Origin of the sequence: Hydrogenophaga sp., from assembly GCF_026125785.1 — a bacterium.
In the GTDB taxonomy this organism is placed as follows: Bacteria; Pseudomonadota; Gammaproteobacteria; order Burkholderiales; family Burkholderiaceae_C; genus Hydrogenophaga.
The window spans coordinates 1-13,350 of record NZ_JAHCKL010000002.1; the positions used below are offsets into that span (position 1 = coordinate 1).

At 69.3% G+C, this 13,350-nt stretch carries 8 protein-coding genes; 2 read left to right on the plus strand and 6 right to left on the minus strand.

Annotated features, from left to right (window positions below):
- Positions 1 to 9 precede the first annotated feature (9 nt).
- From KIT53_RS02225 to KIT53_RS02250, 6 genes are all read right to left on the minus strand, one after another.
- The gene (locus KIT53_RS02225; protein ID WP_297746964.1) at positions 10 to 1,368 is read right to left on the minus strand and encodes an MBL fold metallo-hydrolase; all 1,359 of its coding nucleotides are present in this window, start codon (positions 1,366 to 1,368) and stop codon (positions 10 to 12) included.
- A gap of 30 nt (positions 1,369 to 1,398) precedes the next feature.
- Positions 1,399 to 2,103 carry a hypothetical protein gene (locus tag KIT53_RS02230; protein ID WP_297746967.1) on the minus strand — a complete coding sequence of 235 codons (705 nt, stop codon included), beginning with the start codon at positions 2,101 to 2,103 and terminating at the stop codon, positions 1,399 to 1,401.
- A gap of 13 nt (positions 2,104 to 2,116) precedes the next feature.
- Positions 2,117 to 6,658 (minus strand): ankyrin repeat domain-containing protein, encoded by a 4,542-nt coding sequence (locus KIT53_RS02235; protein WP_297746971.1) that lies wholly within the window; start codon positions 6,656 to 6,658, stop codon positions 2,117 to 2,119.
- Between the two features lie 114 nt (positions 6,659 to 6,772).
- Entirely contained in the window at positions 6,773 to 7,765 is a 993-nt protein-coding gene (locus tag KIT53_RS02240; RefSeq protein WP_297746975.1) for a ZIP family metal transporter, read from the minus strand.
- Between the two features lie 113 nt (positions 7,766 to 7,878).
- The gene (locus KIT53_RS02245) at positions 7,879 to 9,600 is read right to left on the minus strand and encodes an FAD-dependent oxidoreductase (RefSeq protein ID WP_297746978.1); all 1,722 of its coding nucleotides are present in this window, start codon (positions 9,598 to 9,600) and stop codon (positions 7,879 to 7,881) included.
- A 46-nt stretch (positions 9,601 to 9,646) separates the two neighbouring features.
- Positions 9,647 to 10,444: a shikimate dehydrogenase gene (locus tag KIT53_RS02250; RefSeq protein WP_297746981.1), complete on the minus strand. Its 798-nt coding sequence runs from the start codon at positions 10,442 to 10,444 to the stop codon at positions 9,647 to 9,649.
- Between the two features lie 299 nt (positions 10,445 to 10,743).
- Here KIT53_RS02250 and KIT53_RS02255 point away from each other — a divergent pair, with 299 nt between their 5' ends.
- A complete protein-coding gene (locus KIT53_RS02255; protein WP_297746984.1) occupies positions 10,744 to 11,577 on the plus strand; it encodes an IclR family transcriptional regulator in 834 nt (277 codons plus the stop codon).
- 17 nt (positions 11,578 to 11,594) lie between these two features.
- Entirely contained in the window at positions 11,595 to 13,349 is a 1,755-nt protein-coding gene (locus KIT53_RS02260) for an FAD-dependent oxidoreductase (protein WP_297746987.1), read from the plus strand.
- Position 13,350: the final 1 nt, after the last annotated feature.

Consider the following 13,350-nt stretch of genomic DNA (forward strand, 5'->3'; position numbering starts at 1 on the left):
AGCCCTCTTTCACCACGTACTGCCATGCTCCGGCACCATCGCCGGCCAGTGCAGCTCGGTCTCGATGCGGTGGCGCAGCGCGTCCGCGGCGGCCATGTCGCCGTGCGTGACGAACACGCGGCGCGGTGCGCTGGGCAGGGCGCGCAGCCAGGCCATGAGCTGGTTGGCGTCGGCGTGGGCCGAGGCGGAGGTGAGCTGCACGATTTCGGCTCGCACCGGCAGATCCTGCCCGTGGATGCGCAGCGACCTGCCGCCGCTGGCGAGCGTGGCGCCGCGCGTGCCGGGTGCCTGGTAGCCGGTGAGCACCACCATGTTGCGGTGGTCGCCCAGGTACAGGGCGAGGTGGTGCAGCACGCGTCCGCCGGTGGCCATGCCGCTGGCCGCGAGGATGACCTTGGGGCCGTGCTGCCGCGCAATCGCCTTGGACTCGTCTGGCGTCTGCACCATGCGGGCCACCGCGCCCATCTCGCGGCACTGTGCGGCGTCGAGCCGGTGCTCGCCCAGGTGCTGGTGGAACAGCTCGGTGCTGTGTATGGCCATGGGACTGTCGAGGTACACCGGCAGCGCACGCGGCAGCGCGCCGCTTTGCTTGAGCTGCGCGATGGCGTACAGCAAAGCCTGCGCGCGGCCGACCGCGAACACCGGCACCACCACCGTGCCGCCGCGTGCGGACACGCGTTGCAGCGCGGGACCGAGTTCGGCCAGCAGGTCTTCGGTGGGATGCTCGCGGTCGCCATAGGTCGATTCGCAGACCACCACGTCGGCCGCAGGCGGCGGATCCGGTGGCAGCATGAGGGCGTCGTCGGGGCGGCCCAGGTCGCCCGAGAAGAGCAGGCGTTGTCCGCCCACGGTGAGCAACAGGCTGGCCGCACCCAGGATATGCCCCGCGCCCGAGAAGCGGGCCTGCCAGCCGCGCAGTGGCTCGAACGCCTGGCGCATGGGCACGGTGCGGAACAGCTTGAGGCTGCGGCGCGCATCCTCCTCGGTGTAGAGCGGCAAGGCCGGCGAGTGCCGCGAGAAGCCCTTGCGGTTGGCGTACGCCGCGTCTTCTTCCTGGATGTGGCCGCTGTCGGGCAGCAGGATCTGAGCGAGGTCGCGCGTGGCCGGCGTGCTCCACACCTTGCCGTGAAACCCTTCCTTGGCCAGCAGCGGCAGGTAGCCGCTGTGGTCCAGGTGCGCGTGCGTGAGCACGATGGCGCCAATGTGGTTGGGCAGCACCGGCAGCGGGTCCCGGTTGCGCAGGCGAAGCTGCTTGTAGCCCTGGAACAGCCCGCAGTCCACGAGCAGGCTTTGCCCTTCGTGCTCCACCAGGTACTTGGAGCCGGTGACGGTGCCGGCCCCGCCGAGGAATCGGATGTGAACGCTCATGCGGCGATCTTACGCGTCGCGTTGGCCGGTTCAGTGCACCTGGTGGGGAGGCTCAGCCTGGTCCGGCAGGCAACTGGCGTGCAGCGTCAGTGGGGCATCGATGCGGGTGCTCAGGTCGGCAATGAGCGGGTTGTCATTCTGCATTTCCACCATGCCGCTGGCCTGCACCAGGAAGTCGGCGACAAACACCGCGTTGCTGTAGTAGACCAGGGCGGAGAGCCGGACGTGCCCGTTCTCATCGGTTCCGAACGTGCGCACGCCCTGGAAGATACGCCGCAGCGCGCTCCTTTCCCTGGCCTGTTGCGGATCACGGTCTTCGTCCTGCTGGCGCAGATGCAGCGGCAGGAGCGGGGCGTCGAGCGAATCGATGATGTAGAAGGGGCCTTCCTCTCCGCGCACGAAAAAGCCGAAAAAACACAGGTAGGCCGGCGCCAGCTCCTCGGTGAGCCGTTGCGCCGATTGGGCATTGGCCTCGTGAATGGGTGGAGACACGCCATTGAGCCGGTAGGAGGTTTGGTCCGGTGCCAGCAGCCAGTAGAGCGCGGCGTTCGCGGGAAGCCAGTGCGGGCAGCGCGCCATCACCAGCCGGTGGCCGGGGTAGAACGGCAAGCTGCGTGCATGCAGCGTCACGTCTGGGCTGAAGCGCGCGTGCCAGCCCTCGGGCTGCAGCAGCGCCTCCAGAGCCGGGTCGTCCAGCGGTTGCCAGCCTGGGTCGTCGGGGTGGTAGTGGTTCATGGTGTCGGGTGTGTCAGGACAGTCGTCGGGCTCGTGCGAGCAACTGGTCGCGCAAGGTCTCGCTGGCCAGGTCCATGATGTGCCTGCCCCAGCCGTCGGGGAGATCGGGCACCACGCCGTGCTCCTGCAGCAGGTCGAAGATGCCGAGCTGGCCAAAGCGCGCTGCGGTGACCATGCTGGCGGACAGCCGGCGCGGATCGCTGGCGTCGGTGTGCGCGAGGACCAGCTTGGCAAGCCGCTGCGCCGTGTCATGGGGAGCGTCCCGGTAGATGAGCTGGTTCAGCACATAGATGGTGATCTCTGCCGGGATCTGGTCGGGGATGCGGTCGATGACCCACTGGTGGATGTCCTGCGTGGCCTCGGTATCCGACGCCATGAGCAGGCCCGGGTAGGACGGCGCGGGCCGCCACGGATCCACCTCGCCGGCCTTGATCATCGGCCTCACCAGATGCCCCATGTTGTTCTGCAGCAGCAGGAGCGCGAGCGACTTGCCGTCTTCGGACACGTGGTCGATGAGGGTGCGGTCCCTGGTGCGTTCGAGCAGGCGCATCACCTGCGCCTGGTCACCCTCGTTCGCCGCGCGCATCAGTTCGGACCAGCCGCTGGCCATCGGGCGCAGTGGATCGAAAGAAGGATGCGCAAGGATCGCCTCCTGGGTAGCGGGCAGGCCCCGGGCCATCTCGAAGGCGCTCTTGTCCTTGGCACGGATCAGCACGTCGGTTCGCGTGGACGACAGCAGCGCCTCCACCGTGCGCGCGGTGTGCAGGCGCAGCCGTTGGGAGGCGTTCTCCCGGTCCTTGTCGAAGGCGTTCAGCGCGCAATGCAAGGCGGTGAATCCGTCGAAGCTGCCTTCCTGGTCGAGCGTGGCATTCGGATCGCTGAACGGCAGCAGCATCTCGATGGTCTTGTAGCGCTTCTGGAAAGCCGCATGCATCAGCGTCGTGGCGCCGTTCGAGCGCTTGCCGGCCAGCAGATCGGCAACGCCGGGATACGGCAGCGCCTCATGGATCAGTTTCCAGTGGCCATTGGACGCCGCGATGTCGATCGGGGTGAACTTGTCCTTGTTTTCCAGCGTCGCGTCGCCGCGTGCGAGGAAATAGCGGAAGGCCTCCAGATCGCCGTTCTCTGCCGCCGTGTGCAGCGGCGCCCAGCCGTCGGCTGCACGCGGGGCGTGCCGGAACCCCTTGTGTTCCAGCTTGGCGGCCAGCCGGGTGTGGCCCACCATCGCCGCCATGGTGAGCGGAAAGCCGGGAAACAGGTCTGCCGCGCCATCGGGGATGGCGGCCAGCAGGAGATCGACGATGTCCTCGCGCTGCACGTAGGTGGCGATGTCCAGGGCCGTCGCGCCGCTGGTGTCCACCGCCCGCACGTCGGCATGCTGTTCCAGCAGCAGCGCCACCGCGCCGGCCTGCGAGAACGCGGCGCAGTGCAAGGCCCGGCGCCTGTGACTGATTTCCTTTTCGATCGCTTCCGGTGCCAGGGCGGCGAAGCGGCGCAGCAGCTCCAGCCGTCCGAAGGACGCCGCCAGGTGGATGTGCAGCCACTGGTGGCGGGAGTTCGGTACCGGTGCCAGCGGGGTTTCGGAAAGATCGAAGAGCGCGCAGGCGTACGCACAGAGATGGCGTTCGGCATCGGGCAGGTCCAGGGGCTGGTCCGTGGCCCAGTTGCGGATGTGCGCGTGCAGCACCTTCACCGCCGCGTCCAGCCGGTCACGCTGTGCATCGGTGACGGGCGGACGACCTCGCGCATGCCAGTCCTCGGCCTCCTTGCGCAGATCGGCCTCGCGGGCGAGTTCTTCGCGGGTTTCGGCGAACCACTGCGCGGCCCGTTTCCAGCGGTGGATCACGCTCTCGTGCACCAGTCGCAAGCCGTTGGCCGCAGGCACCAGCAGACGCAGTTTGTTGAACTGCCTGTCCAGCTTCCTTTCGGCCGCGAACTCGCGCGTGCTGACCGCGCCCAGCACGATGTTGGTCCGTGCGCCCAGCGCGTCGCTGGTGGACAGCCGCACCAGCGGCCGCAGGAAATGGCCGATGTCCTCGTCTTCGGCGTTTGCGCGCATCCAGGCTTCTTCCGCCAGTGCCTCGATTTCGTCGGCGATGGAGAGGGAAGCGCCGCTGAGGTCACCGGCCCCGATGCGCAGCGGCGCCTTCGGGTCACCGTCCAGCCCCTGTGCCCGGATCTGCCGGAAGAGGTTGTGCATCTTCAGCGACAGCAGGGGCAGCGGGGACCCGATGTCGCCGTTGCTCTGGTCCAGCTCGATGGATTCGTCCACCAGCCGCGTGACGATGTCCGCGTCGAGTTCGAAACCTGCCTGGCGCAGCGGTTCCTCCACCACGGTGCGCAGGAACAGAGGCAGCTCACCCGGGTCTTCAAGCCGGATCCAGTCGGCTTGCGCCAGCACGCTCGCGCCCACGCTGGAGGCCAGTTTGTCGAAACGGCTGTCCTCCAGTGTGAAGACGATGCACACCCCGGGCATGGCGGCGAGGTGATCGACAATGCCCAGCAGCGCACGCCACTCGGGCACGGAGCGATCGTCCGCGAGGTCGTCCACGATCTCCTCGAACTGGTCCAGGCAGACCACCACCGCGGGATGGCCTGCCTTGCGGTGCATCTGGTCCAGGAGTTGGCAGCAACTGGCGACAACCAGGTGAGAGGGTCCCCGGAAGAAGGTGGACACCTCCTCTTCTGCTGGGAGACCGAGCACCGTGCGCATCTGCTCGCAGAGCTTTCTGGCCGCCGCCACGGTTTCTCCGTCGCTGCCCAGCATGTCGGTCCGGCGCAGCGTGAGGTGCCTGTGGCCTTCTTTGAGCAGGGAGGCCACCAGGCGCGCCTGCACGAACGAGGACTTGCCGCAGCCACTGGGGCCACGTACGCCCAGGACCGCGCTGCGGCCTGCCGCGCTGCGCCGCGCCAGCGCATCGCGGGCCAGTTGGCACTCGTGCTCGCGGCCGTGGTAGCGCGCAGCATCGTCCACCGAGAAATGTTCCAGCTTGGGGTACGGGTTCTCGATGTACGTGGGGGCGATGCCCAACAGTTTCTGCAGGTACCGCAGCACCCAGGCCGCGTCGATGTCATCGGCCTCTGCCTGATCGACCGCCACACCTCTTTTTTCCAGAAAACCCAGGAAAGCGGCCACCGGCGTGGACACCTCGGAGCGGGGGGTGCGCAGCAGCACGGCCAGGTGCTTGTCTTCCATCAGCGCCGAGAGCGCCAGCCGGGTCTCCACCGTCAGGGGAAATGCGCCGCGCCCAGCCGCCTTGGCGCGCCTGACCGGGTCGTCGGTCAGTTCGAGATCGACGCCCTGGCCCACGTCCGAAGCGGCATCCCAGCCCAGGCTGCAGAGCCTGTCGACAAAGCGCTGTTCGCCCGCGATGCTGGCCCCGAGGCTGCCTGTGATCTCCAGCACCGAACCGATGTGCTGCTTGCCGTAAAGCGACTGCACCGCGTTGTGCAGGTAGCCGCTGTTCTGCCGTTCCCGCTCCTCGATGGCGCGCACCAGCCACGGATAGATGTCCAGCGGCGTCTCGGTTTGCAGGTTGTCCAGCACACGGAAGAAGGCTTGCTTGATGTCGTTGAAGCGGGACTGGTCGTCGAACAGGCAGTAGTGGATGATCCGCGTCCTGTCCGTGGCCGGCGTCTGGTTCAGGGGGTCGTAGAGGCTGGATGCCGGTGATGACTGCAGCAGGTTCGCGCGCGCATTGGCCTTGTCGAAGCGGTCGCGCAGGTCCTGGAAGTTGTGCTCCTGGCTTTCCTTGAGCTGGCGCAGGTACCTGGCGTGTTCCTCCATGGCCGCGGCCAGTTGGACGAACTGGATCTCGATGCGGTTGGCGAGCCAGTCCGCGGGCTGGCGCGCGAGCGCCTGGTCCAGCTTCTCGTCCACACCCGCGACGAGCTGCGCGAGTTGCCGGCTGATGTCCAGGTTCAACCGGCTCAGGTCTTTGTGGATCTGGTACTGCAGTTGCTCGAAGCTGGCGCGCGCCTCGGGGTACGCGCCCGGGTCCTGGATGATGCGGGCAAAGTCGTCGAACATCAGCGTGCCGAAGGAACGGGCGGTATCGCCGCCCTTGCTCACGCCAGCCCGGGCCCGGGCGACCACCAGCACGGGCAGCTCATCGGGAGCGCAGGTGGCGCGGCGCAGGTCGTCCAGGAAGCGCTTCGTGACGTGGTCCTTGGCCTCGTCGCCCCCGTTGAAAGCCAGGTGCCCGGGCATGCCTTCGATGAAATGAAGGATGAAGCCGTCGATGACCGAGTCGGGGAGGTCGTTTTCGGTTTTCAGGTCGCAGGCCTTGGCGGTGAGGTCCTTCATGGCCGCATCGAACACAGGCACGAAGGCATCGAGCTGGCGGCGCAACGCAGGCTCTGCCCGGCTCCTGGCATCGGCTTCGGCCGCATTCACGACGGCTTGCGCCGCGGAGGCCCACGAGAGCCGCAGCGCCCGCTTGAGGTGATGGTTCTTGCGGATGTCGTGGAAGACCGCATGGCAGCCCAGGCGGGTCAGGACTTCCTTGCGCTTGCCCGGCGCCAGGGTATCCGCTGCGATCGGCAGCAGCTTCAAGAACCTCTCCGCCCACTCGATCATGCTGAGTCCCTCCGGTGCGGGCCAGCATACGGTACAAGCCGCAGGCGCTCAAGTGCGCAGGCGCCATTCCTCCCCTGTTTTGGGGGGTGTTCAGGTCACGGCGTCGAGCCAGATCATGAAGATGAAGCCGGCCAGCAGCGTGGCGCTGGCCGCGCCCTCGAAGCCTTCGCGGTGGGTCTCGGGGATGATCTCGTGGCTCACCACGAAGATCATGGCCCCGGCGGCCAGTGCCAGGCCCAGCGGGTAGAGCGCGGGCGTGCTGCCCAGCACCCAGATGCCCAGCATCGCGCCCAGCGGCTCGGCCAGGCCGGTCAGCGCGGCCACGCCCCAGGCGCGGCCGGCACCCAGGCCGAGCGTGCGCAGTGCCATGGCCACGATCAGGCCCTCGGGCATGTTCTGCAGGCCGATGGCCAGCGCCACCGCCGCGCCGTCGCGCACCGTGTCTGCGTCGGCGGGGCCGGCATAGGCCGCGCCCACGGCCAGGCCTTCGGGCAGGTTGTGGATCATCAGGGCCAGCACCATCAGCCACGCGCGCCGCGAGGCCGGGTCGCTGGGCGCACCGGTGTGCGCGTGGCCGTGTGCGGCCGGTGGCAGCACGGCGTGTTCGTGCGGCAATGCCCGGTCCATGCCCAGCATCAGGCCCATGCCCAGCGCCAGCCCCAGGCCGGTGAGCAGCGCGCTGCCGCCACCCTCGCCCAGCAGGGCGCGGCTGGCGTCCAGGGAAGGCAGCAGCAGCGCGAAGATGGCGGCTGCCAGCATCACGCCGGCCGAGAAAGCCATGAAGGCCGATTCCTGCCGCTTGCTCACGCGCTGTACCACGAAGACCGGCATGGCGCCCACCGCCGTGGCCACCGCCGCCAGCAGCGAGGCCTGCACCCCGGCCACCAGGGCGCTGCCGCCTTCGACCGCCAGCCACCACGCCTGGGTGGGCTCCCAGAAGGTGGAAGCCGCCGCCAGGCCGGCCATGCCCAGCGTGCCCGCCGCCAGGGACAGCAGCGCGTTGCGCAGGGCGTGCGGCGGCAGCTCAAGCTGCTGGAGCTGGGACCAGGCGGGGCGGACTTGGCGCAGGATCAGTTCGGCCATGGCGGTGCGTTCGGGCGTTGGACAGACACACGAGTCTGTCCAAAGCAAGCGGTGCTGTGAATTCGATTGCTTCAATGACCGCCATAGCCCGGCGCGGCCGCACGGCCGATGGCTCAGCCGCCGCGCGCGCTGGCGTGCTTCGCCGCGAGGTAGCCGAACACCTGGCCCGGTCCCACGGTGATGCCGGGCGCGGTGTAGACGCCGCCCATGATGGAGTGCATGTCGTTGCCCACCGCGTACAGGCCCGGAATGGGCTGGCCGCTGTCGTCCAGCACGCGGGCATCGCCGTCGGTGACGAAGCCGGTGGCCGAGCCGATATCGCCCGGATAGAGGCGCACGGCGTAGTAGGGTGCGGTGTCGAGGCGGCCCAGATTGGGGTTGCGTGTCCCCAGGGCGGCATCGCCAATGTTGTGCTGGTAGGCGGTTTCGCCGCGATGGAAGTCGGGGTCGGTGCCGGTTTCGGCGTGCTGGTTCATGCGGGCCACGCTGGCCTTGAGGCCGGTGGCGTCGATGCCCAGTTGCTGGGCGAGCTCGTCCAGCGTTTCGCCGCGCGTGAGGTAGCCATCGGCCAGGAAGGGGGCCAGGTCTCGCGGGCCGGCGCCCGGGCGCACCATGCCGATGCCGTACCGCCGCAGCGCGGCCGCATCGCAGACCAGGTAGGCCGGCACGCTGGCGGTGGCCTGCATGGCCAGGCCGAACAGGTGGTAGGACGTGCTCTCGTTGACGAAACGCTCGCCGGCCTTGTTCACGGTCAGCATGCCGGGCTTGGCGCGGTCCATCACGAAGTGGGGAAACACGGCGGTGCTGCCGTCGGCACGGCGCCGCAGGGACACCGGCGCCCAGAACGCATGGCTCAGGCCGCCCTGGCCGAGGGTCGCGCCCACGGCCTGCGCCAGTCCATGGAGTTCACCGGTGTGGCCGGGCGCGCCAGGGCACCAGTCGATGTTGGCGCCGGGCAGCATCTTCAGGCGCAGGTGCGGGTGGCGGTTGAAGCCGCCGCTGGCCATGACGACGCCCTGTGCCACCGCGACGCGGCGCCGCCGCGAACCCGCGGCCAGCACCAGACCCTTCACACCCTCGGCGCGCTCGTGCTCGAAGCGCTCCACGCCGGTGTTGAGCAGCAGGGTCACGTTGGGATGCCGGGACAGCGAATACAGCAGGCGTGCCACCAGGGCATTGCCCATCACCAGCCGGGTGCCGCGCGGGTAGCGCAGGCGGTCGCTCGCGTGGCGCAGCAGGATGCGCAGCGAGTGCCGGAAGGAGGCCATGGAGCGCGTGAGCGCGAGCAGGTGGTTGATGTCGGTGCGGTCCACCATCATGCCGCCGAGCACGGTGAACTCCGGGATGGGCGGGCGCACCAGCCGGAACAGCCGGCCCAGCTTGCGACCGTCGAAAGGCAGGGGGTCGAGTGCGCGGCCGTTGAGTGTGGAGCCACCCAGGTCGGAGATGTAGTCCGGGTGTTTGGGGTAGGGCCGGAAACGCACTTCGGAGTGCGCCTCCAGGAAGCGGATGGCCTCGCCGCCCTTGTCCAGGAAGGCCTGGCGCAGGCTGGCCGGCGTGCGTTCGCCGATGGCGTTGGTGAGGTAGCGTGCGGCCGCCTCCAGGGTGTCGTCGGGATTGACCTGCGCGGCGTGGTGGGTGCCGGGAACCCAGGAGGTGCCGGCCGACCAGGCGGTGGTGCCGCCCACGTGGCCGGTGCGCTCGACCAGCAGCACGCGGCGGCCCTCGATGGCGGCGACCAGCGCGGCGGCCATGCCGGCGCCGCCGGCGCCCACCACGGCGATGTCGAAGCCGGCGTCGGCGGGCAGGGCGTCCAGGGATTCAAGAACGTTCATGGGCAGAAGGAATGGGCTGAAGGAAAGTGCGGGGCAAGCGCGGCGCTCAGGCGCCGAGCAGGAAGTCCACCATCAGGCCGCGCACCTGCAGGAACATGTCGGTGCCGGTGAGGGTGGCGCACTTCTTGGCGCGGGCGGCGGCAATGAAAGGGGTGATGGCCGGCGCGGTGATCACGCAGCCGCAGAACATGCGGGGTTGCAGGAGGTCCACGTCCAGCGGGTAGGGGTCACCCTCGCGCATGCCGATGGGTGAGGCGTTGATGACGATGTCGAAGCCGCGTGGGTCGGCGTTGCCCACGCGCACCTCACCCCGGCCCAGGCTGGCCAGGCGCGCGATCAGACCGTCGCGGCGGCGCACGTCGGGGTCGTGCAGCGCCAGTTCGCTCACGTCGGCCATGACCAGCGCGTGGGCGATGGCAGAGCCCGCGCCGCCCGCGCCCACCAGCAGCACCTTGCGGCCCGCGGGTTCGCACTGCTGGGCCCGCATGGCCTGCACGAAGCCCAGGCCGTCGAACATGTCGCCGTGCCAGGTGCCGTCCGGGTTGCGGCGCAGGGTGTTGACCGCGCCGAGGAACGACGCCCGCTCCGAGAGGCTGGCGCACAGCGGTACACAGGCGAACTTGTGCGGCACGGTGACGATGATGCCGTCCACGTTCTGCGCCAGCGAGACGCCGCGCGCCCACGCGGCCAGGTCCTGGGGCGCCACGTGGGCCGGCACGCAGACCGCCTGATGGCCGCGCTCCGCGAAGGCCTGGCTCACGCCGGCGGGGGATTTCACCTGGGCGATGGGGTCGCCAACGATGTAGTGCAGGCGCGTCGCGCCGCTCAGGGTCTGCGGGTTCATGCGGCAGGGTTCTTCGGTTGAATGGACGGATGGTGCACATCATACTTAAATTCTGAACAAGATTCAATTTCGGAATATGATTCCATTTATGCGGTACACTGCCGCCGCTCCTTACCCTACGTGTCCGTTCAACCCTGTCCGAACTCCTCATGCTGTCTACCCAAATGCCCGCGCGATCGTGGCTCAGCAGCCCCTGCGGCGGCGGCACACGTGGCGCGCACCGCAGGCCGGTTGTCCGGGGAGAGGCCGCGTTTCCTGTACTGTTCGAGGTTTTCCGCAGCCACCACCGGGAACCTCACATGAACGGCGTCCTTGAACGAACCCTTGGCATCCTCGAACTGCTGTCGCAGCAAGGCGAGGGCATGGAACTGGCGGCCATTGCCGACCGGCTCAACATCCCACGCAGCGCCGTGCACCGCCTGCTGGCCGATCTGGTCCGTCTGGGCTACGTCCGCCAGGCGCGCGGCCATGGCGACTACCTGCTCACCACCAAGCTGGTGAGCATGGGCCTGTCCTACCTGGGCAACAGCGGCATCGTGGACATCGCGCAGCCGCTGCTCAACCGCCTGGCCGAAGTCTCGGGCGAACTGGCGCGCCTGTCGGTCATCGATGGCGAGCGTCTCACCTGGGTGGCCCGCGCTCAGGGGGCGCGCCAAGGCCTGCGCTACGACCCGGACATGGGCAGCGATGCCCGGCTGTCCTGCTCGTCTTCGGGCTGGGCCTGGTTGTCCACGCTGAGCGACGACGACGCCCTGGCCCTGCTGGCCCGACAGGGCCTGGGCCTGCCAGAACAGTTCGGCCCCAACGCGCCGCCCACCTTGCAGGCCGCGATGGAAGCGGTGCGCGAGACCCGTGAACGCGGCTACAGCCTGACCGTGGACACCTACACCCTGGGCCTGTCGGCCATCTCCGCGCCGGTGCGCTTTACCGGCCAGCCCGCGATCGGCGTGCTCACCATCGCTGGCCCCACTGTGCGCTTCACCACCGAGCGCATGCAGGCGCTCGCGCCCGAACTGCTTTCCACCGCCCAGCAACTGGCCGCCGCCAGCGGGGCTTCGCCTTTCTTCAACCTCACGGCGGGTGCCGCCACCTCCTCGCAGGTGACGGGCCGCCAGCCCATCTACGCGCCCTGAGGGCGCGCCACCCGCGCATGCCATCCGACCGGTCTCCAGCTTCTTCCTCTCCCCTCCATTGCGACTTGCTGGTGATCGGCTCCGGGGCCGGCGGCCTGTCCGCGGCCGTGACCGCCGCACGCCTGGGGCTGTCGGTGGTGGTGGCCGAGAAGCAGGCGCGGCTGGGCGGCACCACCGCGTGGTCCGGCGGCTGGATGTGGATTCCACGCAATCCGCTGGCGGTCGAGGCCGGCATCCAGGAGCCGCTGGAAGAGCCGCTGGGCTACCTGCGCCACGAGCTGGGTGAACGTTTCGACGAGGCGCGTGCACGGGCCTACCTGGAGAACGGGCCGCGCATGATCGAGTTCTTCCGCACGCGCACCGCGCTGCGCTTCATCGACGGCAACGCGATTCCGGACTTCCACGGCCGCTCGCCCCACGCGCGCGAGGGTGGCCGTTCGGTGTGCGCCGCGCCCTTCGATGGCCGTCGCCTGGGCGCGCGCATGGCGGACCTCGAACCCCCATTGCCCGAGACCACGCTGTGGGGCATGGGCATCGCGTCTGGCGCCGAGTTGCGCCACTACATCAATGCGCTGCGCTCGCCGGCGTCGTTCGCTTACGTGGCCCGCCGCGTGCTGGCGCTGGCGCGCGACCGCCTGCTGCACGGGCGCAGCATGCGGCTGGTCAATGGCAACGCGCTGGCCGGCGCTCTGCTGGCGTCGGCCGCTGAAGCAGGGGTGGATCTGCGCACCCGCAGCCCCGCCAGCCGCCTGTTGACCCGTGAAGGGGCCGAAGGCGTCGGCGTGAGCGGTGCGGTGCTGGAGACGCCGCAGGGGCCGCTGGAGGTGCACGCGCGCCATGGGGTGCTGCTGGCCTGCGGTGGTTTTCCGCACGATCCCGAACGCAAGAAAGCCTTGCTGCCGCACGACCCCACAGGCCAGTGCCACTGGTCGGCCGCGGCGCGCGGCAACACCGGCGACGGGCTGCGCCTGGGTGAGGCCGCGGGTGCGCCGGTGTCGCACGACTTGGTGCAGGCCGCGGCATTGGCGCCGGTGTCGCGGGTGCCGCGCACCGACGGCAGCCTCTGCCATTTCCCACACCTCATCGACCGGGCCAAGCCCGGACTGATCGCCGTGAGAAGCGATGGCCTGCGCTTTGTCAACGAGGCCGAGTCGTACCACGACTTCATGCAGGCCCTGCTGCGCGCCACGCCGGCGGGCGAAACCGCCCAGGCCTGGCTGGTGTGCGACCACGCCTTCATCCGCCGCTACGGTCTCGGTGCGGCCAAGCCCGCGCCGTTTTCATTGCGACCCTGGCTGCGCAACGGCTACCTGCGGCGCGGCCGCAGCCTGGCGCAGCTGGCCGCGGCCTGTGGCATCGACGCCGCGGCCCTGGAGCGCACCGTGGCGCGCTACAACGCGCAGGCCCAGGGCGGGCGTGACGAGGATTTCGCCAAGGGCGAGACCCCCTACAACCGCATGCAGGGCGACGCGGCCTACGCGCGCGAGCGCGGCTGGCCCAACCCCTGCATGGCCCCGCTGCAGCGCGGCCCCTTCTATGCGGTGCAGGTGGTACCGGGCAGCCTGGGCACGTTCGCGGGCCTGCGCACCGATGCCCATGCCCGCGTGCTCGATGCGCAGGGCGTGCCCATTGCCGGCCTCTACGCCAGCGGCGCCGACCAGAGCAGCGTGATGGGAGGCAACTACCCCAGTGGCGGCATCACGCTGGGGCCGGCCATGACCTTCGGCTTCATCGCTGCCCACCATGCCGCCGGCATGTCCCCGTCTCTCTGAC